The sequence below is a fragment of the Psychrobacter sp. AOP3-A1-26 genome (assembly GCF_052378235.1).
GTDB lineage: Bacteria > Pseudomonadota > Gammaproteobacteria > Pseudomonadales > Moraxellaceae > Psychrobacter.
This window is the reverse complement of record NZ_JBQSXN010000014.1, coordinates 23,698-46,020: the sequence shown is the minus strand read 5'-3', so window position 1 is coordinate 46,020 and position 22,323 is coordinate 23,698. Positions and strand designations below refer to the sequence as shown.

15 protein-coding genes and 1 pseudogene are annotated in these 22,323 nt (G+C 44.3%); 7 read left to right on the top strand and 9 right to left on the bottom strand.

Going from position 1 to position 22,323, the window contains the following annotated elements:
- Positions 1–470 precede the first annotated feature (470 nt).
- The gene (locus ACT3TU_RS04295) at positions 471–2,051 is read left to right on the top strand and encodes a DEAD/DEAH box helicase (protein ID WP_192524006.1); all 1,581 of its coding nucleotides are present in this window, start codon (positions 471–473) and stop codon (positions 2,049–2,051) included.
- A gap of 259 nt (positions 2,052–2,310) precedes the next feature.
- Positions 2,311–3,555: a DUF819 family protein gene (locus tag ACT3TU_RS04290; RefSeq protein WP_192524005.1), complete on the top strand. Its 1,245-nt coding sequence runs from the start codon at positions 2,311–2,313 to the stop codon at positions 3,553–3,555.
- A 126-nt stretch (positions 3,556–3,681) separates the two neighbouring features.
- On the opposite strand, the gene ACT3TU_RS04285 is transcribed toward ACT3TU_RS04290, so the two are convergent.
- Positions 3,682–4,770: a DUF2855 family protein gene (locus tag ACT3TU_RS04285; protein ID WP_192528720.1), complete on the bottom strand. Its 1,089-nt coding sequence runs from the start codon at positions 4,768–4,770 to the stop codon at positions 3,682–3,684.
- A 110-nt stretch (positions 4,771–4,880) separates the two neighbouring features.
- Between ACT3TU_RS04285 and ACT3TU_RS04280 the strand changes: the two genes are divergently transcribed.
- Positions 4,881–5,636 carry a M90 family metallopeptidase gene (locus tag ACT3TU_RS04280; RefSeq protein WP_192528721.1) on the top strand — a complete coding sequence of 252 codons (756 nt, stop codon included), beginning with the start codon at positions 4,881–4,883 and terminating at the stop codon, positions 5,634–5,636.
- A 61-nt stretch (positions 5,637–5,697) separates the two neighbouring features.
- Positions 5,698–6,714, top strand: a complete 1,017-nt coding sequence (gene rhuM, locus ACT3TU_RS04275; protein ID WP_225735150.1) for a RhuM family protein — start codon at positions 5,698–5,700, stop codon at positions 6,712–6,714.
- Between the two features lie 400 nt (positions 6,715–7,114).
- Here rhuM and ACT3TU_RS04270 read toward each other — a convergent pair whose 3' ends face one another.
- Positions 7,115–7,789, bottom strand: a complete 675-nt coding sequence (locus tag ACT3TU_RS04270) for a hypothetical protein (protein WP_192528722.1) — start codon at positions 7,787–7,789, stop codon at positions 7,115–7,117.
- A gap of 147 nt (positions 7,790–7,936) precedes the next feature.
- Between ACT3TU_RS04270 and ACT3TU_RS04265 the strand changes: the two genes are divergently transcribed.
- Positions 7,937–8,422 carry a hypothetical protein gene (locus ACT3TU_RS04265; protein WP_225735151.1) on the top strand — a complete coding sequence of 162 codons (486 nt, stop codon included), beginning with the start codon at positions 7,937–7,939 and terminating at the stop codon, positions 8,420–8,422.
- Positions 8,423–8,809: 387 nt separating this feature from the next.
- On the opposite strand, the gene ACT3TU_RS04260 is transcribed toward ACT3TU_RS04265, so the two are convergent.
- The 7 genes and pseudogenes from ACT3TU_RS04260 to ACT3TU_RS04230 all read right to left on the bottom strand — a co-directional run bounded on the left by ACT3TU_RS04260 (position 8,810) and on the right by ACT3TU_RS04230 (position 19,659).
- A complete protein-coding gene (locus ACT3TU_RS04260) occupies positions 8,810–11,116 on the bottom strand; it encodes a TonB-dependent receptor (RefSeq protein ID WP_444784069.1) in 2,307 nt (768 codons plus the stop codon).
- Between the two features lie 147 nt (positions 11,117–11,263).
- A complete protein-coding gene (locus ACT3TU_RS04255; protein ID WP_192523327.1) occupies positions 11,264–12,238 on the bottom strand; it encodes a siderophore ABC transporter substrate-binding protein in 975 nt (324 codons plus the stop codon).
- Positions 12,235–13,011 carry an iron ABC transporter ATP-binding protein gene (locus tag ACT3TU_RS04250; protein ID WP_192523326.1) on the bottom strand — a complete coding sequence of 259 codons (777 nt, stop codon included), beginning with the start codon at positions 13,009–13,011 and terminating at the stop codon, positions 12,235–12,237. Before ACT3TU_RS04250 ends, ACT3TU_RS04255 begins: the two co-directional genes overlap by 4 nt.
- Positions 13,008–13,958, bottom strand: coding sequence for an iron chelate uptake ABC transporter family permease subunit (locus tag ACT3TU_RS04245; protein WP_192523325.1), 951 nt, complete (start codon positions 13,956–13,958; stop codon positions 13,008–13,010). The genes ACT3TU_RS04250 and ACT3TU_RS04245 overlap by 4 nt, the downstream gene beginning before the upstream one ends.
- Entirely contained in the window at positions 13,955–14,896 is a 942-nt protein-coding gene (locus ACT3TU_RS04240; protein ID WP_192523324.1) for an ABC transporter permease, read from the bottom strand. The genes ACT3TU_RS04245 and ACT3TU_RS04240 overlap by 4 nt, the downstream gene beginning before the upstream one ends.
- Before the next feature lie 343 nt (positions 14,897–15,239).
- The gene (basC, locus tag ACT3TU_RS04235; RefSeq protein WP_192523323.1) at positions 15,240–16,592 is read right to left on the bottom strand and encodes a putative histamine N-monooxygenase; all 1,353 of its coding nucleotides are present in this window, start codon (positions 16,590–16,592) and stop codon (positions 15,240–15,242) included.
- A gap of 95 nt (positions 16,593–16,687) precedes the next feature.
- Positions 16,688–19,659 (bottom strand): annotated as a pseudogene (locus ACT3TU_RS04230) (condensation domain-containing protein).
- 89 nt (positions 19,660–19,748) lie between these two features.
- Between ACT3TU_RS04230 and ACT3TU_RS04225 the strand changes: the two are divergent.
- The gene (locus tag ACT3TU_RS04225; RefSeq protein ID WP_193011458.1) at positions 19,749–21,392 is read left to right on the top strand and encodes a (2,3-dihydroxybenzoyl)adenylate synthase; all 1,644 of its coding nucleotides are present in this window, start codon (positions 19,749–19,751) and stop codon (positions 21,390–21,392) included.
- A 48-nt stretch (positions 21,393–21,440) separates the two neighbouring features.
- Complete coding sequence (locus ACT3TU_RS04220; protein WP_193011457.1) at positions 21,441–22,310, top strand: isochorismatase family protein; 870 nt, start codon at positions 21,441–21,443, stop codon at positions 22,308–22,310.
- Positions 22,311–22,323 lie beyond the last annotated feature (13 nt).

Below are 22,323 nucleotides of genomic sequence, written 5' to 3'. Positions count from 1 at the left end.
TACTGTGCTATACTGCGTCGCCACGTTAGCATAGACTTTCGTGAATTATGAGATTGATAACATCGCCTGCGATTTTGGGTCTAGGATGACCATAAGTAATTGTTGCCGATGATTTTGTGTACTTAAATAACGTTTTATAAAATATCAGTTATTTTTGACTCATATCTTATCTACTAAATCATAAGTATGGTTTAGATTGGTTGTTATTTGACTTTATCTGCTTTGGACAAAGCATCGATAACGCGCTTATATCAAGCAAGGATAAGACACTCGGCACTACCACCAAAATACGTCAGACAGCACAAACGCATTTATTGTAGAGGCTCTAAGCTTTAATGGCTTGGCTTCTGATTATCGACACTTTTATGTGGTCCGGTAATTCTTTAATAAAGGCAGCGTGGTGAACGGTTATCAGTGGTATGCATCAAGCTTGCTGAATTTACAGCAACTTATACTTACCAAGGATCCTCATGACCGATATCTTATCTAGCATCGCCGCTGAAAACGGCATTATCGAAAGCAACGATACTCCAAATACTGATTCTAGCAATCAAGCGGCTACTACTGACGCTACCGAAGAAAACAAAATCACTTTTGCTGAACTAAACATTGCCAAGCCAATTCTTAGCGCGCTTGATCGCAGTGGCTATACCAATCCAACCCCTATTCAAGAACAAGCCATTCCTTTTGCTTTAGCCGGTCGCGACTTATTATTGTCAGCGCAAACGGGTAGTGGTAAAACAGCAGCATTCGTTATCCCTGTACTTGATCGTTTAAGCCGTGCAACCAGCTTCGACAAACTAACCAAAGCCCTTATCCTAACGCCAACGCGCGAACTTGCTCAGCAAGTACATGACAGTGTGCGTACTTACTCTAAAGATATGCGCGGTATCTTCTGTGTGCCATTAGTCGGCGGCGCACCATATAATGGTCAGATTACTGCGTTGAAAAAAGGCGTTCAAGTCATCGTTGCAACCCCAGGTCGTTTACTTGACCATATCAATGCAGGCCGCGTTGACTTATCAAACCTAGAAGTATTGGTACTTGACGAAGCTGACCGTATGCTTGACATGGGTTTTGCTGATGACATCAGCGATATTCTTCGTGCCGCACCGACTGATCGTCAGACCATTATGTGTTCAGCAACTTGGGACGGTCCTGTTGGAAAAATCGCTGCCAGCTTTACAAAGAATCCTGAGCGCGTTTCAATCAAAGTTGAATCAGCACACATCGAAGAAAAAGTATATTACTGTGATGATTTTGAGCACAAAAACAGATTGCTTGATAAAATCGTTTGCCAGCCTGAGATGGAACAAATCATTATCTTTGCTGCCACCAAACGTAGCACTGAAAAGTTAGCGAAATCTTTACAAGAACAAGGCCATAAAGCCAGCTTCTTACATGGTGATTTACCACAAAGTAAGCGTAACCGTATCGTACAAGACTTGCGTAATGGCAAGTGCAAAATCCTAGTTGCGACTGACGTTGCTGCTCGTGGTCTAGACGTGCCAGCACTATCACACGTGATTAACTATGACTTACCACGTCAGACAGAAGATTACGTCCATCGTATCGGTCGCTGTGGTCGTGCCGGTCGTACTGGTGTTGCTATCAGCTTATGTAGCATGGATGATCGCCCTCAGCTAAATGCTATCAACCGCTATTTAGATCGTAAAATGGAAGTATCAGTCATCGAAGGCATGGAGCCTAAGAAAACATACGTTCCTAGCGATAATAAAGGTAAAGGCCGTGGCCGTGGTCGCGGACGTTCTAATGGCGGCGGTGGTCAAGGTCGTGGTCGTTCAGGCGGTGGTTATCAAGGTAAGCCACGCGATTCATCTGGCAAACCAAATGAGCGTTCAGGTGGCAAGCCGTATCAAGGCAAACGCACTGGTGCTCCTAGCCGTGGTGATGGCACAGGCGTTCCACGTGGTGAGCGTGCAGCAAGCGGTCGCGGTCGTCCAAGTGGCAGCCAAGGTCGCCCAGCAGGTCGTTCTGACAGCCGTGGCCAAGGCCGCTCAAACGGCGGCAACCGTGGTAACAACTCGTAATAACGCTATCGTTAACGATTAATAAAGGTTTTAATAAAAACCATTAATCTAAAATCTAATCGTATAACTTAGCATTAAAAAGCCAGATACTCGTTATCTGGCTTTTTTGTGTGTAATGGTTCTGTGTTTATTCAAGCAGTACTGGATAGGCTGGTTGCGCTCATTAAACTTAACTCTGCACTTAATAGTGACTTGCGCGTCTTTTTCGCCTTGTCTATACTGACAAGCCTTTACTCATCGTGTGCCGTGGAGCCATTTGATGCCTGATATTTCTCATTTAGCAATTGACAGTTTGCCCTTAGCATTTGGCATCATCATGGCCATTATTGGCTTGGTCTTTTATACCCAAGGTTTGCCAGGTAAGTTCTGGCGACGTTTTTATGCGGTATTGCCTGGTATCGTGCTGTGTTGTTTTATACCAGCAACGCTGAATAGCTTGGGTGTCTTTGCCGATGGTATTGGCGCACAGATTTATGGCTTTACTGCGACCTATCTATTGCCGGCAAGTTTGCTGCTGATGACCTTATCGATGGATGTCCCTAAAATATTGGGGTTGGGCTGGAAAGCTATTGCCATGTTCTTCGCGGCTAGTGTCGCTATTGTCATCAGTGGCCCTATGAGCTTAGGTATCGCTAAATGGGTATCGCCCGAGATGTTTACCGACGATACTTTATGGCGTGGATTTTCGGCGGTAGCGGGTAGCTGGATTGGCGGCGCGGCCAACCAAGCGGCGATGAAAGAGCTGTTTGGTGTTAGTGATGACTTGTTTGGCATGATGATATTGGTTGACACCACCAACGCTTCATTATGGCTACTGGCTATCTTGGTCATGGCAAAACACAGCGCTAAGATAGATCGCTTCTTAAGAGCAGATAGCAGTAGTATTGATAAAGTAATTAAAGCAGTGGAGAGCTATGAGCGTGATCATGCGCGCCCAGCGACGCTCAATGACTTGATGGTGATGTTCGGCTTATGTTTTGCCATGGTCGGAGTGGCGCATTTTATTGGTGGGCAGATTGCAGGATTCTTTGCACCCTATAGCTGGGCGGTACAATACAGCTTTGCTAGCTCGTTTTTTTGGATGGTGGTGATTATCACATTAATAGGCGTTATCTTTTCTTTTACTAAGATACGCCGTCTTGATCATGTAGGTGCTTCCAAAATTGGTACGGTGTTTATCTTTGTATTGATTGCGGCTATCGGTATGCAAATAAATCTAGCTGGCATTGTCTCACAGTGGCGCTTACTGCTGATTGGTCTGTTATGGATGAGCATCCATGTCGTGATTGTCTTTGCTGTCGCTAGGATGATTCGTGCGCCGTTCTTCTTTTTGGCAGTCGGCTCAAACGCTAATACCGGCGGCGCATCATCAGCACCGATTGTCGCAACGGCTTTTCATCCATCACTTGCGCCAGTCGGAGTATTTTTAGGGATATTGGGTTATGCGGCAGGGACGTTTGGCGGTTATATCAGTACGCAGATGATGCGGCTGGTAGTGGGCTAATCTTAGGGTGTGTCCTCAATCTGAGCATTAAAATTTAAATGGGCTATTGATAATTCATAAAAGAATAGAGGGCTTGATTAACAATTCCTCTGTTCTTTTATCTACAATTTTATTCGTCATATTCGGTTAAAGCGACATCACCACAACCAAACCTTCATCCGGACCAATCTTGCCATCACATATGTCTTGGTAAACGTCTTTTAGGCTATTGAGACCATCCAGCTCTTTAATCTTAAGCCAAGGGGTGGTTTTTGCCGCGCTTTTCATTATATAGCTCAGAGAGCGTTTGTTAAATTCATCATAGCCCCATTCCTTCATACGTTGCTGCATATGGCTGGGTGCAAAAAACTGATGACTACGTTCTTGAATAATACCATCGGCACCTCGAGCTTCATCCCAGTGGGTTAAACCGACATTACTGGTGTAGCGCATGTTATCACCTAGATGCTTATGCAGTCGACTGAGCAGATCCGCATTGGCTGACATGTCAACGATGACAGTTGGCTTACTTGCATCAATCTGCTCAAGGTTGTCGTAGCTTAAAACGCTATCATAGGCATCAATTGAGTTGACAAAGTCTAGATGCTGATCTGATGTAAGGCCGATAATATGTGGTGCGTCTTTATCCTCAGTTAAGCCATAGGCCAATCCCGTACTGGTCTTGCTAGAAGCACTGATAATAATGACTTGTTCAGCGCCAAACCAGTCATTACTTTTTAGCAAGTCATATAAACAAAAGGACGCCATATGCAATGGAAATAACAGCATCCGTTGATTGTCATTAGCCTTATCATAACCCGGTTCATGGTTTACCCGCTGATACATATTATAGGTAGGGGGTAGCTGTACACGTTGCTCACTGCCATCGGTTAATCCCTTGGGCGTAATTTTCGTCGGTTTTAGCACTAAATTATCGGCTGGCGGGAAGTAACCAAAGAGCCGTTCGCCAACTGGCAACTCAGTATTGTTTGATTCGATCACATCAGCAAAACCCCATACGGGGATAATGCCCCATTGTTTAGCATCTTCACCATGTGGCGGGAAGAATTGCCAATACTGTAATTGATCGCCCATTGCCGCATAGGTAATGTTGTTGGCGGTAAAGGCAAAGCGGTCGACTTCGACTAAAACTTCATTATCGCCAACTGTGTTGATCGGTGCTGGTATTAAGCGACTTTGGGTTATGTCTTTTTTGTTGGTTTGAAATTCTTGCACAGCGCGCTCCTTTTCCTTAATATTTGACGACCAAAAAGATAAATTAGCAAAGTTAATGATAGCGCTGTGTAATATGATGTTATGGTTCAGTGATATTAAAAGGAAATAAAATGTTCAGCATAATAAAAGATTGGCGCGAGCAGCGTATTTTGGATAACAGTGAATTTACCAATAGCGACTGGATGCAAGCTGCCAAGCGTATTGTGATATTGGATAGATTAAACGAGGATGAGTTAACACGTTTGTTTGAGTTAGCGACCTTGTTTTTGCATGATAAGTCGATTACCGGTGCGCAAGGCTTTGAGATTACCAATGCGGTCAGACAGTCTATTGCCTTACAAGCTTGTTTGCCTATCCTAAATCTTAGTCTTGAATGGTACGATGGCTGGACATCAATCATCATTTATCCTGGTTCTTATAAAAGCGAAACCACCAGCGTAGATGAGTTCGGCATTGTCCATGAAGGTCACCAACATCGTAGTGGTGAGGCGTGGCAACGTGGTCCTGTTATCTTGTCATGGAAGGACGCCAAGCATGCAGGCGAGCGTGATGGTCATAATGTCGTCATTCATGAGTTTGTACATAAGCTTGATATGCTAAATGGACGTGCCAACGGCTTTCCGCCACTGCAACCTGATATGGATCCTAATAGATGGACAGACACAATGACGCGCGACTTTGAAGACTTTCAAATCCATCGAAAATCAGGACTGGATCGTTATGGTGCCACCAATCCAGCGGAGTTTTTTGCCGTACTCAGTGAAGTGTTTTTTGAGACGCCGCAAAAACTAGTAGACGCTTATCCTGATATTTACGATATTATGGTTAAGTTCTTTCTTCAAGCGCCACTTGAGCCAAAATCGTAAGCGCGGCTGATTCATAAAGGAAGAGTAAAGTAATAGAACAGCGCATATGTGAGGAAAAACAATGGAAGTGAATAATCTCATGAATGATGAAACGGCAAAAGTAGAGATATACGAAAGCGCTGATGGTCAAACTCAGATTGAGATTCGACTAGAACGCGATACCTTATGGCTTTCACAAGCTCAATTGGCAACACTATTTGAGAAAGACTCCGACACCATAGGTTTGCATCTAAAAAATATCTATAAAGAGGGTGAATTAGACCCAGAAGCAACTACCGAGCAATCCTCGGTAGTTCGTCAAGAAGGAAAACGGCAAGTTCGGCGTAATCTTCGTTTTTACAATCTAGATGCTATTATTTCTGTGGGGTATCGTGTTAACTCCAAAAAAGGCACTCAGTTCCGTATATGGGCAACCCAACGTCTACGTGAATACTTGGTACAAGGCTATACACTCAACCAACAACGCTTCGATAAAAATTCTGCTGAATTACAACAGGCGTTAAACTTAATCAAAAAAACGGCGCAAAGTCCTGAGCTCAAGACCGATGAAGGGCGCGGCTTGGTTGAGATTATTAGCCGCTATACACAGACATTTTTATGGCTACAACGCTATGATGAAGGGTTACTCGACGATCCAGCAGGGCAAGAGGGGGGTATATTGCCCAGTCCGACTGAAGCAATGGCAGCGCTTAACAACCTAAAAGCGCAGCTGATAGATAGGGGTGAGGCGACTGAGTTATTTGCCAAGCCTCGCGGTGATGGTTTAGATAGTGTGCTTGGTAATTTACAACAAACCGTATTTGGAGAGCCTGCATACCCAACAATCGAGAGCAAAGCGGCGCATTTACTGTATTTTATGGTGAAAAACCATCCGTTTACCGATGGTAATAAGCGTAGCGGTGCTTTTTTGTTCGTAGATTTTTTACATCGTAATAACCGACTGTTAAACGACCAAGGCGAGATGGTGATTAATAACACGGGTCTTGCAGCGTTAACACTACTGGTCGCTGAATCCGACCCCAATCAAAAAGAAACCTTGATTAAACTGATTATGAACATGCTGTCGTTAGAGGCTTAATAAGCTGATTAGCAATTAACACTAATGACGGTAAAAAAGGCTGGCACGAGTAGCGCATAATAAATAATAATGAGTTTTTCAGTTGAGCTAGGGCATGTCATCAATTAGTACATTTAATCATTTAGTGGTCTTAAAATGGCTAAATTTTGCCAAACATCGTCAAATAACTGGTTAATATCTCGATATTATCTGCGCTATTTTCCTTGTTTGACTGCAATTTTGCTCATTTTAAGCCTCACAATCTAAATGATGACACGGCCTAGCATCATGAAGTTTAGGTATTTATGGCAATATTTGAATATATATAATGTGTACGAACAAAAAGGGCAGTGTATTATTCAATTAATACGCCGCCTTTTATTCATATCTTTCTATAACCATATGTTTTTACTATAAAAAACTAAACCGTCCATTGGTCGTTGATAATAGCGATTAAATAACGTTTGCCTTGATAGTCGTCGAATACCAAGCGCATGGCGCGCCAATCGATTCCTTCATATTCATCCGTACCTTTATAGTAAAAATCAACCACATCTGATGTTGGATAGATGTCTTTGACGTTATTGATCATATTACCTCTAGATTCAGGGTTATTGATTGTGATGCGCGCTTCGTTAAATTTTTTGGCATCCACCCAAGTCTCTAGGTATTCTGGGAGCGGAATCACTAAAGGCTCACCAGAACCATCACGTTCACCCCAAGTAAAGCGAATCCGAGGTTTTTGCAGATATTGAGCGAATTGATCACGACTAAAGACTTTATCGGTCTCAGGGTTCACGTAGGCATACATTGAGACACGAACGCCACGAGTTGGATGGATCTCATTGGTGATTCTTGCAAAGTCATTATTGGCGAGTGCGCGCTGAATACGCAGTGCTTGCTGTCTAAGTGTTTGCTGGCTGTTATCAGAGATGACCGATGCTGAGGTATCATTATTTTGCTGATTGAGTATCTTAACATTGGGTTCAGCAGAAGAGGAACAGCCAGTAGCGATTAATATTGAAACAACGCACGCAGCAGTCGTTAACTTATAAAGATAAGGCGGTAAAATATTAAAACGAGGTGATGGCATCATAAGAATCTCCTTATCGCAGTGGTTATTGTCATAAATAGCATCAAGAAACACCTAAACCTGAATGATACGATAATACAGCAGAGTGACAATATGGTTATGATGTAATGGCTTATAACCCTTATATGATGAGATGTTGTAGAGAGAGCTATGCCAATACCTAAATTACTGACACTACTAGCAATGGGATTTATGACTATCAACGCTGCCACAGCGGATGTAACAAAGCCGTCTCAGACACATCGTGCCATGAAAATTACGACCATTACTAAGATGTACGAGCAAGATGTTAGTAATGAAGGCATGGATTATCCTGTGGTGCTAGAGCAATATAGCAATCAAGATCTACAAACCGCTATGAAACTTGAGCGAGATTATTTTGATAGAGAACAGATGAGCTGTCATATAGGCTATGACGTGCTGTGGAATTCACAAGACCCTGATTACGAACAAGACAAGCAGTTTTCAATGACTGAGCAAGGTTTGGTAAAAGTCAGCTTGGCGCATGACAGCAATGTTTACTATGATGTGGCCTGTGATGGCAATCGCGAAAGTGCTGAATGTAAAGTGGCAGACGTAATATTAGATGAAGATGGCGCGTCTTTAAAAAACTATTTACTAGAAACTTGTCGTTAGCCATTAGGTCAAACAATTATTGTTATGAATGCCATGACAATAATTTGAATAGTAATAAATCTTAGATGAAAATCTCACAGGCATAAAACTATAGATAGATATTATTGATTGGTAGCAGTAATAATATATTGGGCAGGTAATTATTCAGAAGCTAGTTTCTAAGACCGTTGGTTTGTTTTCGCATAATGTATATTATGTTAAACTAAGGGTACCATACAATAAGTTCATATAATTATACTTTTATGGAATTAGGTTTACGGTGTTAAATCACCATTGAAGCTGTACAGCCTCACTTCATAGGTCAAAAACTCCTGCGTGTTATTACTTATATAGCACGCAGGGCTGAGCCTTCAACAGTTATATGATTAATAAAACCCTTGGCTCAAATCAAAAATCCATCGTTGCTGAAAGCATAAATGTACGCGGATCACCTAAGGCAAGATCGTTGTAAGATGCCGTTGTCCAGTATGCCTTATTCATCACGTTATCAACACGTGCTCGAATGGTAAGAGGGGTTTGATTAACAGAAGTTAGATAACGTGCTCCAATATCGTATGTGGTGTGACCTGGTAACGACTGTATATTATCATTTTCAAGATATTGTTTAGATACAGCATTTGCATTCGCTGTTAGCGTTAAATTTTCTATAAAAGGTAAATCCCACTCTGCCCCAATTTTAGATTGCCACTTTGGAACACCTGCAGCTTGATTGCCTTCATTAACACCATTATTTGTTTTAGTTAACTTCGCATCAATATAGGTAATACCACCCATCAAGCGTACACTCTCAGCAGGCGAGCCAAAGAACCCCCACTCTACACCTCGATTACGCTGTTCACCAGCATAAGAGAAAACATTGGTATCTGTATCGGTATAACTATTGGGTTTTTCAATTTCGTAGAGACTAAGGGTATGAGTAAACTCGCCACGATCCATTTTTATTCCTATTTCCTTTTGTTTCGTTTTATAAGGAGCAAATATTTCACCTGAGTTTTCTGCACTTGTTGGTGCTGTAGCGCCTTTGCTTAGTCCTTCTATATAGTTCGCATACAAAGAAGTTTGATCTGTCATTTTTGTAAGAAACGCCACTGACGGCGTTATAGCGCTTTCATCATACTTAGTACCTGAGGATAAGATACCTCCCGTTTGTTCTGTTTCTAGCTGCTGATACCGAGCACCTAAGGTGAGTTGGTATTTATCCTGATCAAACGATAAAGTGTCTGCAATTCCGTAGCTGGTCAAATTTGTGTCAGTCGTCAATAACAACGGCACATCAAAGTTTAGGCTAGGTGTTTCCCATACTGGATTATAAATATTAGTGTCATAGGTATAAGTGGCGTCAAAGTACTTAGCGTTTGAATTGTACTCTTCATTGTAACGAGTAACATTCGCCGCAATCTGATGGTCAATCATTCCTGTCGAAAAATTGCTGTTCAGCCCTACTTCCATAGAGACTCTTTCATTATCATCAGCAACGTATCCAATCGTCGTAGTCATATCTCCATCAGAATTATACACCTGCGCTTTTGCTGCACTGAGTCCTTTAAACTCCATTTTATTAGCACCTAGGGCGGCATAGACAGTCGTTTGATCAGTCACATCAAACTCACCGCGTGTGATTGCACCTTTTGTTTCAGTATCATAAAAAGCCCAGCTTGGATTCAATAACGTATCTGGATCTGGTGCACTGGGAATATCAATACCTGATGCTACCGTAATACCACGAGTCGGCCCGTCGACATGCTCTGTCGTCGCATAAAGATCCGTTGAAATTCGTGCACGTTCGCCTTTCCAATCTAAGGCAAGAGAGCCCACTTTAGCCTCTTTATCTTGGTCATTAATCGCACTTTCACCATCTCTATAAGCACCGTTTACACGCACACCAAACTGTTTGTCTTCACCGAATCGGCGACCAACATCTACACTCCCACCAAGCTGCGAGTCTGATATATACTTAGTCGTCAATCGAGTGAGTGGCTCATCACCTGCTCGCTTAGTGACTAGATTCACAGAGCCACCTACAGAGCCGTTAGGTGACATACCATTGAGCATTGCTGACGGACCTTTGAGTACCTCAACACGCTCAAACATTTCAGGTGAACTGCGGTAATAAGGCGCCATACCAGACAATCCATTTACTGTCACATCATTACTATTCGAAGCAAAACCACGGATAGAATAACTTTCAAGATTTTCTCCACTTCCTCCACTGGTATAAACAGAAGGATCCGTTGCAGCAATAATCTCACTAATATCTGTGGCTTGCTGATCCTCAATAAATTTATCAGTATAACTAATGGCACTAAATGGTGTTTCTAAAAAGTCTTTGTTTCCCAAAAATCCAACATGATTGGTATAGGTTACTTGCCCTCCAGAATAGGTTTGATTATCGTTGCCTTCAGCCACTACTGTTATCGCTGGTAGTGTGGTAGTTGGTATCTCTTGATTGGCTCCTAAATCTATATTTTGGTTTTGCTGTTCGGTATCCAATTCATTAACTTGCTGACTGCTGGTTAGGTCGCTATCTTCCTGTGCATAAGCTGATGGCACACATATAAATACAGTCCCAGCCGCTATACCTAAAGCCATCGCAAGCTTTGCCGATACAATATAATTAAGGGCGAAAGACGGTTTGGTCTGTGTCGTCCATCGTTTAACATTACTTTTATGATTTAGCTGCTGAAGTTGATACATAAAAACATCCTCTTATTTTTGTAAAAATATAAATACGAATAAAAACACAAATAATAATCATTAATAATTTTAGATAAAAAACTTTCTGCTTCTCATTTAATTATTTACTGGCTCTACGTTCAAAACCTCTTTCGTCTTAGAATATATCTATGAAATTGACGGATAACCTTTGAGGACATCGTCCATGATGATGTTTAATGAGGTTGGACTAGCTGCTGCTATATACCACGCGTCGGCATCAACAAACACAACGTTACCGTTTTTCCACGCTTTGGTTTGACGCAGTAAAGGATTGCTTACATCATTAGAACTGATAGTCGCGCGATGTTCCATAACTGCAGTACGGTCAACGATATAAATAATGTCAGGATCTGCCTGCTGTATAAACTCACTAGAAATCGGCTGACCATGCAGACTGGTATCTTCAAGTGTGCTTGCAGGCTTGACACCTAAGTCATTAAAGATAAAACCATAGCGAGAATGTACGCCAAAATTACTAAAAGCCCCATTATTATGCAGTACTACCAGCGCTTTTTCTGGGCGATTCTTTGTTACTGCTTGTACGTCTTGTACCCTTGCTTCTAGCTGCGCGACCTGCTCTTTTGCCAATGCTTCTTTATCAAAAATCCTACCCAAAGCTAATAAGTGATTTTCGACATTTTCGACATGTCGCGCCTGACTGTCTTTAAAACTCACATCGAAATGTAGCGTTGGTGCAATCTCGGACAACTCTTCATAGTTTGCCGCATGTAGTGGGGTCATCAAAATAAGATCAGGGTGTAGCGCATATATGCGTTCCATATTGGGCTGAACAATTGCACCTAAATCCTCTATGTCAGCATTTTTTTTGTATTGAGCCAAAAAATGCGGCACATAGTCTTTGACCATACCTGCAATCGGTACACCAAGCTGGTCTAGAAAGTCAGCTTCGTTCATATCAAGTACGGCAACCCGCTGCGGACGATGATCGAGCACGGTCGTACCAAGCTCATGCTCGATGGTTATGGGAGTTTTTAGCGCCTGTGACGCTGCAGGCTCATGAGATTTTTGTTCACAGCCTTGTAGAGGAATAGATGCCATGATGGCAAGCATCCATACCCAACCTTGTTTTTTTACATTCATATACTCACTCCTGATAAATTGAAGTAGTTGCATAAACAACCACGTTCACTACGAATAATCTCAAACTCAAGATCATACAATTCACTTAAGTTACTTTCTGTCACCACCTGCTCAGATGAGCCACTAAAACTTAGTGTCCCATTTTTCAATGCTACAATATGATCTGAATAATTGGCCGCAAAATTGATATCGTGAATTACCAAAATCACCGTCCGACCCTGTTCATCACATAACCGCCGTAGCGCTTGCATGATGTGTACTGCATGCTTCATATCCAAATTATTCAAAGGCTCATCCAGTAATAACACATCCGTTTGCTGAGCGATGGTCATTGCCAAAAAAGCCATCTGCCGTTGGCCACCACTCAATTCATCTAAATAAGCGTGACGCAAGGGCGCTAACGCCAAAAACTCAATAGCTTCATCAATGATATGGCGATCTTCTGCCGTCAACGCACCACGGCTATACGGAAAGCGCCCAAAAGAAATCAGCTCCTCCACCGTTAAACGCAGATTAAACCCAGGTGACTGACGTAGGGTGGCGACGTGATGAGCGTACTCAGAAGTACGAATGTCACTGATATCACGACCTTCCAATAAAACCTTACCGCCACTTGGTTCTAGTAGTCTGGCCATTATCATCAATAGCGTAGATTTTCCAGCCCCATTAGGGCCAATTAATGACGTCACCCCGCCTTTAGGAAAAGCCAAACTGATCTGGGACAGAACACTTTTGTTGCCATAGCTTTTATATACATTGTTAATCGTAATCATGTAAACCCTCTGGTACGAACCGTCAGCGCTAGAAAATAGATACCACCCACAAGGTTGACAAGAATACTGACGCTGGTTTTGTAATTAAAGACATGCTCAACAAAAATCTGAGCCACTAAAAAGATAGTAAGCGTAATGGCGCAGGCCATCGGCAAAGTGACCTTATGGCGGTTACTGCCTGCAAGCACATACGCAATATTGGCAACAAATACCCCCATGAACACCGTAGGGCCAATCAAGCTTGTGGACACTGCTACCAAAATAGCAATAAATGCCAAATACCTTTTGACATACTTGGTATGATTCACCCCAAGGGATTGTGCCTGCTCACGACCCAAAGCTAACACATCTAATATAGGCAAGGTTTTGCGGCCAACCCATAGTGCGGTTGCAACCGCAAGTACCCCATAAAACAACGTCTCAGGCTGAGATCGATTAAATGAGGTATAACTCAAACCCTGAAAAACAGAAAACTCGCCAGGGCTGATACGCAATTGAATAAACTGAGTCACCGTGCCAACCACCATGGTCAGTACCAAACCAAATAATAGTAAGGTGTAAACATCGTTTTTACAGCGTGGAAACAGCCCGTGGTGCAGTGCCCATGAATACGCCAGCATCAACGCGATAGAGACTATAAAGTTGCCACTCACTCCCAAAAACAGTAACCCTTGTGTGCCCATCAAAAAGAGCAATAGCACTTGCCATAGCAAATAGACCGCTTCGTAACCCATGATCGAAGGCGCTAAAATCCGATTGCCCACAATCGTCTGAAAAATGATGGCTGAAAAAGCCAAGCAAACACTACCCAAAATAATAGTGGCCAAGCGAATCAAGCGCTTAGGAATCAAATAATCAAAATCCAAACCTGAACCGATGAATAAAAAAATAAGCGCCAAGACGATAATCAATACAAACATCGTCCGAAACTTTATAGTTACCGTCATCTGACACCCCTCATAATCAGCATGAGGAAGACCACGCCACCAAGCCCGCCTGCCGTAAGACCAATGGGCACCTCAAAGGGATAAATGACCAATCTGCCAAACACATCACACAGCAGCAGCAGACAGGCGCCGCCGAGCGCCACAATGGGCAGCGTGCGCGATAGGTTCTCTCCATACTTTAATGCCACCAAATTGGGTACGACCAACCCCACAAAAGGTATCGCACCGATGGTGATGACTGACGCGGCGACGGTCACTGACACCAGTATGAGACCCAAAGCGGCAGTGGTGACATAACTCAGCCCCAAACTGGCCGCCATCTCCTCACCCATACCGACCACCGTAAAGCGATGCGCGTAGACATAAGCGAGAACAATAATGGGCAAGATAATATAAATCAGCTCATAGTGACCTTGAACCACCCGCGAAAAATCCCCCAACAACCAGCCTTGCATGCTTTGCAAAATATTGTGTTGGTAGGCATAAAACTCAGCGATGGCGCTAAGCACACTGCCATACATCAAGCCAAGCACAGGAATCAGCACAGAACGCTTAAGCTGAATGCGGCTGATGATATAAATAAAAATCAGACTCGCAGCAAAACAAAAGACCAGCGCAAACATCATCTTACTGCCCGTACTCGCATTAGGAATCATCGTCAGTGACACTAAAATGCCAAGTTTGGCGGCATCCATTCCCCCTGACGTTGCAGGCTCAACAAATTTGTTACGCACGATATGCTGCAAAATAACGCCACTGACTGACAGCCCTACCCCTGTCAGTATCAGCGCAATCAGCCGTGGTATACGACTGGCCGTGAGCGTCAGCCATGCGTCCGTAGAAAAAGAAAATAATTCCGACCACATTATCTGTTTGGTGCCAATCATAAGAGAGGCCAGACATAACGTGGCAAATAAAACCGATAACCTAAATATCATGAAAAATCTGCTGCGCTTGAGAATAGAGTTTCACTCATAAGCGTCAGTGGTAACAAAGCAGTGTTAGTGATGCGCCAAACGACAGCTATTGTCATCAACGACAAAAATATCGCTGTAAATATAGCCATACTTAGCAGATGTTTGGCACCGTCTAACAAAATTCAGCTGTTTTAACACATCTTATCGGCATCATCAGACCGATACAGACATACCCCACTATACTTATAATAAAAAACAGAAAAAAAACTGTGCTTATCGTCAGTAAGACAGCACCCCCATTGATTCACCACCAAACACATAAGTGGTTTACTTCTTTATCTTGATCAACATACCCTAAGCGTCATCACCGATCTAAGAGCGCATCTTCAGGAATACCATACGTTTGAAAAGCCGTGCCGCTCGCAATGCGATACGCCTCGCGACCCAATAACTGATTGATAATCACTGCATTGCGATTGGCACCAATACCCAAATCTGGAGAACCGACCCCTTGTTGGAATATTTCTGAATTTTGTATAAATATTCGTCCCAAACCTGCATCACACCTAAGTGCCGTAAAGTCTTCTTGCACTATAAAATCCTCATTACTATCCGTTGCCAGTACCGACCCTTTTAATTGCGTCAGCCATTGTGGCCAGTCATGCACATAACCGACAGCAGCAATCACGGCGTCTGTCTCTAGGGCAAAGCGCTGCGCTAGTTGCGTGTGCAAACACTTGATCTCAAGCGCCCCTGATTGGACATTTTTTGCAATAGCTTCTACTTCGCAGTTGGGATGTAGTGATAAACCCGTAGGCTTGCCACCGATGGAACGCTCATACAGCAGATCATATATATCGGCGATGGTTGAGTAGCTGATTCCTTTATATAACAGCCCTTGATTCCCTGAGATGTCACGGCGTTTTTCTCGAGACAGGCTTTGGAAGTACTGCATATAAGCGGGTGTAAAGCACTCTTGACCAAGCTTTGAGGATTCCATAGGATGAAAGCCTGCTGAGCGGCTGATCCAGCGAACGCCCGCCCCTGCGGCAACTTTCGTAGGCGTCAATGATCTTAGCAGTGCCAGTACACATTCAGCCGCACTTTGTCCTGAACCAACGACGGTCACTTTTTGGCATTGCGCTAAGGCTTGTTGTAAGGAGGCAAACTCTGCCGCATGCTTGACCAAGGGATGATTACTTTCGGACAGCCATTTGGGTATATTTGGTCTTGTACCAATACCAATGGCCAGATTGGTGCTGCGATACTGTTTTTTCTCTCCTTGTGTTTTTCCTCCTGATGCTGATGTACTGTCGACGACAAAGTGATCTTGCTTGGCATCATAAGTGACATTGTCAACATGCTCACCAAAATGGCAGCTGGGTAACTGCGTGGCGGCCCAGCGGCAATAGTGATTGTATTCAACGCGCGGGATTAAAAAGTGCTCATAGTAATAAAACTGGTATAAGCGGTCATGCTGATGCAAATAGTTTAAATAGCTCAGCCTATGACATGGATCTGCCATCGTGACAAGATCGGCAAAAAAAGGAACTTGCAGCGTCGCACCAGACAAAAGCAGTCCTTTATGCCACTGAAACTCGTGCTTACGCTCTAAAAACTTCGCCTGAATAGTACGATGCTCTAAGAGCAATGCCGCCAAGCCCAAATTAAAGGGTCCAATACCAATACCAATAATGTCGGCAATTTTTTTATTCATTGTGCATAAACCCTTAATGTCAAACGATTCCAATATTCAATAGTGCTGATTTTTAAGCAGCGGCATGTCTCTTTTGCAGCGCTTTGTTGCGCGTGCTACCTAGTCTTTAAGAGCCGCTGCACCTCGCTCACATCGCGGCAATGCAGTAGCTGCGCTGGCGAGAGCTGCACGGCATAAGTATCATAAAGGCGCTTTGAGATGGTTTTGAGGTGCTGAGGACGCAGACCAATGGTCATAAAATTCATGGTTTTATCGACAGGGGTATCACTCATCTGACCGATGGCGTCCAAATAAATATCAAATAAGGCTTGCTGGCAAAACGTGGAAGTCACATCAGCGCTTTGCTCTGTAGCGACAGGCAGATATGGCGATACATCAAAGTGCAAAGCTTGTGAGGCGACAATTTGATGTATCGCGGTATCGATAGCCTGCAACAAGCAATCAATGGTCTTAGTGGCAATGGCTTTGGGCACATGGTCGATATCAAACACGAGCGCGCCATCACACTGGGTGGTAAAGCGAATATCAATCGCTACCTGCGGCGTTTGGGTTAATCCACGCTCTAAACTCATTGGCGCATCTGCTGTAAGAACCGGCCAAGACAAACCATTGGTAATTACGATAGGCAACACAGGCGCGGCATTGAATTTTTCAAAGAGCAATCGCGCCAAGTCTACTCCTGAGAATGACAAATGCTGTAAGCCTTCGAGCACATCGACTTGTAAATTTGAGGCTTGCTGAACGAAGTTTTCTGTACCACCTGCCCACTCAACCGCCATAAAGGTGGAGTTATTGACCAGCGTACCTGTATATAAGGGTAAAACGGGCACCGCAACCACGATGGATTGCTGTACCTGCAATTGTGTCTGCACTTGTGAGAGCAGCTCTAGAATGAGTGCCATAATCACAGAGTTTTTAAACAGCTCTTGTTTTGCCCCAATTTTCCCCAATTGCCGAAACGTATCTGCGGGTACGACCAAACTACGGCGCACAAAATGGGCAGCGCCCAGCTCATTTAATGGTTTGATCCATGGCAATGCAGGCACATTGGTAACGGCAGACAGCTTTTGTACCCAGTAGGTCATGTCCACTGCACGTGTCGCCGCTTTAGATTCAGCTTTAGCAGGCGTGTCTGTTGTCACAGTAGGAATCGTCATACATGTGGTTGTGGCGTACGGCGCTGCAAACAGCTCAAGCATTAAAGACGCGATCGCACGGCCATCAAGAATGAGCGCATCAAAGCGTATAAAGAGGCGCAAAAAGCCATCTGTTAAATGAAAGGCCGTGATGTTCCAAGGTGTGCCCTGCAAATCAAACATTTGGTGTGTATACGTCTCGCGATAAGACTGTAGATAGATAGTGGCCTCTTTGGCTGAGAGGTGGTGCAAATCAATCTCTTGTAGATTGATACAGCTATCATTGCTCACATACTGAGTCAGTGTGGTCACATTGATATGAGTGCGTAGACCCTCATGCCGCTTAACAATATCCGTCAAGCGCTGCTTGAGCACAGTCATATCCATACGACCATAGTATTCACGGAACTCCTGCATGGCAACGCCGCCAAGCGGCAACTGCGTCGTACGACCAAGTAGATAGGCTTCTTGTATCGCGGACAATGGCTGCTCGTCAGTCATTATGGTTTTGTGATCGGCTGGCTGCTCAGGTTGATAAATAATGCCTTTGGGCAGTTGATTAAACATCATATCCAGAACAGCAGGATTTTGACCGACTTCTCTCAGTAAGCCGATAAATGACTGAAACAGCGCAGTGACCCATGCCAGTGGTAATGTGTCTAGACGTATGTCCCAATTCACCAGTACGCCATTCTCCACACGTACCACCTGAGCATCCAAGGCAACCTGCGGACCTTGAGATGTTGTCCATGTCATTTCACCAAAAGCTTGTTTGACACTTTCAGAAAACAGCACCCCTTGTGGTAAATCCAAAGCGGCAGTAAACACCACAGGCGTCTGCTGGGCAGCACCATGATAGCGAGATAAATCTCTCATGATATTGACACCCGTATAATGGGTATGGTCTAGCAGCTCAATCATTTGATCAGCCACATCTTGACAAAGCGTACCCAAGGTTTTGGCTGCCGCTGTGTCTATATTGACAATGACAAAATTAGAAAAATCGCCAATACACTGGTCAATATTCTCTACCACAGGCGCGCGCCAAAAGGTTGGAACATTGAGCCTAAAGAAAGTATCTTGGGTGGCCTGACTCAAGGCAAAAGCAAACAAACCAAGCATCATGCTAGAAAAAGTGATTTTTCGCTGACGTGCCAGCTGCCGTAACGCTTGGTATTCTACGCTTGTCAGCTGCTCACTGAGACAATGACTCTGCGCCGTTTTTGCTGCGTTATTACTCACTGGCAATGAGGGCATTGGGGCGATATCTGGAAGACGCGCCCGCCACCATGCTTTGTCTCTATGATGGCGCTGCTTGATGCTTGCATCTGCTTGCATGGCTTCATGCCAATCAAAAAAGCAGACAACAGGCGTAGCAGTGGTGACTATGCCTTGATAACACGCCGCCAACTCCTCTATCAACTGACAAAAGCTGGAGGGATCGACCGCGATCATATCTGTGTCAATATGCAAACGAAAGTTTGATTGGTTGAGCAGACTGATGGAGTACCTTACCGTTTGACCACTGGTCAGATCCAGCTGCTGGTGCGTCCATTGCTCACGTTTATCTTGCAAATACTGTATTTGTTTTTGGGGAGTTAGCACGCTTAAATCATCAATTTCAAGCAGGGTTTTTGGTGCAGATGCAGCAATAGTAGCAATGCCATCTGAGCTGAGGCGCATTCTCAAGATAGAGTGCTTCAAATGCATATGCTGTAAGGCCGACTCTAGCTTTTGTAAATCAATTGATTGCCCATCAAATTCAACATAAAGATGGGCAGCCACCCCACCTAAAAACTCAGATTCGCTGATACGACCAAACCAGCAGGCTGCTTGCATGGGAGTTAATTCACTCATGATGTGCTTACTCAGTTGACAAAATAATATATATGAGGCACTGTATCACAAATGATAATCATTAGCATTAACATTTACAAACAATAATTGATGATTGTTGTTTTATTGCCCTGATATTTTTTTTCACTATGACGTAGCACCGTTTCGCTAAGGTTTTGACAATATGATTAAACCGCTTATTAAATTTTATCCTTGGCCAAAAAACAGAACGCAGCACTATATAACCCAAGGCTATTGGATCAATGAACCACTGACACATATCCTGTCTCAGCGCTGTGCCAACGACCCTAAAGCGACGGCGCTGATCTGCGGTGATCGTCAGCTCAGCTATCAAGCGTTAGATGACTTATCTACCCATCTAGCCCATCGCATCAGCGCTCAAGGTATTGGCAAAGGAGACACCGCCTTGGTGCAGCTGCCCAACACGGCTGAATTTTATATTGTTTTTTTTGCGCTATTAAAAATAGGTGTCGTTCCCTTAAATGCGCTTTATTCCCATCGGCAGCATGAGCTACGTAGCTTTTGTCAGCAAATTAAACCACAGTTACTTATCGTGTCAGCGACTCACGAGGTGTTTAAAGACGATGACTTTATTAATGAGCTTCATGCTACTGATCTGAGCCCGCAGCTTGTCTTAACCCTGAATGACGCTGCAAATACGGCAAGTAAATACAGACTGGAGACATGGATAGCAGCCAGCGATATGGTGGATGCTGACGATGCGCATCCTGTGCTCTACTCGCCTACCCCCGCCGATGAGGTGGCTTTTTTTCAGTTGTCCGGCGGTAGTACGGGCACGCCCAAGCTAATCCCGCGTACACACAACGACTATTACTATAGTGTCAGAGCGAGTGCTGATATTTGCAGACTGGATACTGATACGCGGCTGCTTTGCGCGCTACCGGCACCGCACAATTTTATGATGAGCTCTCCTGGTGCGCTTGGCGTGCTGTATGCAGGAGGCACAGTCGTTATGGCACCTGATCCTGAGCCCTTAAAATGCTTTTCAATCATTGCGCGTTATGGTGTCACTATGGCGTCACTAGTACCAAGTGCGGTCGTGGCGTGGATAGAGCAAGCGCCCAAACATGCAGCACAGCTGAAAACCTTGCAGCTGATACAGGTCGGCGGGGCAAATTTCTCTGAGACGCTCGCACGAAAAGTGCCTATAGTATTTGGCTGTGCTTTACAGCAGGTTTTTGGTATGGCTGAGGGACTGGTGAATTACACTCGCTTGGATGATGCTGATGAGCAAATATTCACTAGCCAAGGGCGACCGATAAGTCCAGATGATGAGGTGATGATTGTTGATGAGCAAGGCAATCCTGTCCCAGAGGGTGAGGTGGGCATGCTGACCACCCGCGGGCCTTACACTTTTTGCGGATATTACCAAAGCCCTGAGCACAATGCCAACGCATTTGATAAGAATGGCTACTATGCCTCTGGCGATTTGGTACAGCGCACCCCTGAGGGCAATTTGCGCGTTGTGGGGCGCGTCAAAGACCAGATCAATCGTGGCGGGGAAAAGATCGCTTCTGAGGAAATTGAAAACCTCATTCTTGCGCATCCTGATGTGTTAAACGCCGCGCTCATCGCCATCACCGACCCGCGACTTGGTGAAAAAAGCTGCCTCTACATCATCTCTCGTGACCCTAATATCAAAGCATCAACGCTACGGCGTTATTTACTAAACACAGGTATTGCTCAGTATAAAATCCCTGATCTTTTTAAGTTTATTGAGTCTATGCCCTTAACCGCCGTGGGCAAAACCGACAAAAAAGCCCTGCGTACTCTTCAATTACTTTAATGATTTTATGACCATCCCAATACTTTCAAATTCAATAGCGAGCCTTGTATGACCATCAAAACCCTCTCCGACTACCCCATGCCGCAGCCTGAAAGCTACCCCGCCAATAAAGTAAATTGGCAACTCGATGCCAAACGAGCCGTACTTCTAATCCATGACATGCAGCGTTATTTTATTAATTTTTATGAGACGGACAGTACACTTATCAATACCTTGATCCAGCATTTAACACGCCTGCGCCAATGGGCTTATGACAATGGCGTCCCTGTGGTATATACCGCCCAGCCTTATGAGCAGCCAGAGGAAGACCGCGCCCTACTCAATGCCATGTGGGGCGCAGGCTTGCCAGCATCGACAGCCGATCAGCAACCCATTGTCGATCCGCTCACCCCAGCTGACACAGATACCGTCTTGACCAAGTGGCGCTACAGCGCGTTTGCCCGCTCAGACTTGCAGGCGCGCATGCAAGGCTGGAACCGTGACCAGCTGATTGTGGGCGGGGTTTATGCCCATATTGGCTGTATGGTGACCGCTATAGATGCGTTTATGAGTGACATTCAATGCTTCTTAGTCGGTGATGCGGTTGCTGACTTCTCAGAAGCGGAGCATCGCATGTCATTACAGTATGTGTCTTCGCGTTGTGGTCAAGTGCTAAATACCGAGGCGATCGTTGGGGCAAAAACGGACAAGATCACCAAACAGTGGCTTCATACCCGAGTTGAGCAGCTCATTGAGGAAGAGGAAGAGATCGACCCTGAGGAGAATTTAATTGTCTACGGGTTAGACTCGCTTAGGATCATGCAGCTTGCCGCCGAGTTTAAAGGATATGGCGTTGATATTGGTTTTAAAGAGATTGCACGCAATCCAACCTTGTCTAACTGGTGGGATTTGATACAACAGCAGCAAAAGTCAGCCTAAACAATCCCCCTAG

Coding starts and splice junctions, on each gene's coding strand:
- ACT3TU_RS04295 (WP_192524006.1), top strand. CDS start 471: ATGACCGATATCTTATCTAGCATCGCCGCTGAAAACGGCATTATCGAA.
- ACT3TU_RS04290 (WP_192524005.1), top strand. CDS start 2,311: ATGCCTGATATTTCTCATTTAGCAATTGACAGTTTGCCCTTAGCATTT.
- ACT3TU_RS04280 (WP_192528721.1), top strand. CDS start 4,881: ATGTTCAGCATAATAAAAGATTGGCGCGAGCAGCGTATTTTGGATAAC.
- rhuM (WP_225735150.1), top strand. CDS start 5,698: ATGGAAGTGAATAATCTCATGAATGATGAAACGGCAAAAGTAGAGATA.
- ACT3TU_RS04270 (WP_192528722.1), bottom strand. CDS start 7,789: ATGATGCCATCACCTCGTTTTAATATTTTACCGCCTTATCTTTATAAG.
- ACT3TU_RS04265 (WP_225735151.1), top strand. CDS start 7,937: ATGCCAATACCTAAATTACTGACACTACTAGCAATGGGATTTATGACT.
- ACT3TU_RS04260 (WP_444784069.1), bottom strand. CDS start 11,116: ATGTATCAACTTCAGCAGCTAAATCATAAAAGTAATGTTAAACGATGG.
- ACT3TU_RS04255 (WP_192523327.1), bottom strand. CDS start 12,238: ATGAATGTAAAAAAACAAGGTTGGGTATGGATGCTTGCCATCATGGCA.
- ACT3TU_RS04250 (WP_192523326.1), bottom strand. CDS start 13,011: ATGATTACGATTAACAATGTATATAAAAGCTATGGCAACAAAAGTGTT.
- ACT3TU_RS04245 (WP_192523325.1), bottom strand. CDS start 13,958: ATGACGGTAACTATAAAGTTTCGGACGATGTTTGTATTGATTATCGTC.
- ACT3TU_RS04240 (WP_192523324.1), bottom strand. CDS start 14,896: ATGATATTTAGGTTATCGGTTTTATTTGCCACGTTATGTCTGGCCTCT.
- basC (WP_192523323.1), bottom strand. CDS start 16,592: ATGAATAAAAAAATTGCCGACATTATTGGTATTGGTATTGGACCCTTT.
- ACT3TU_RS04225 (WP_193011458.1), top strand. CDS start 19,749: ATGATTAAACCGCTTATTAAATTTTATCCTTGGCCAAAAAACAGAACG.
- ACT3TU_RS04220 (WP_193011457.1), top strand. CDS start 21,441: ATGACCATCAAAACCCTCTCCGACTACCCCATGCCGCAGCCTGAAAGC.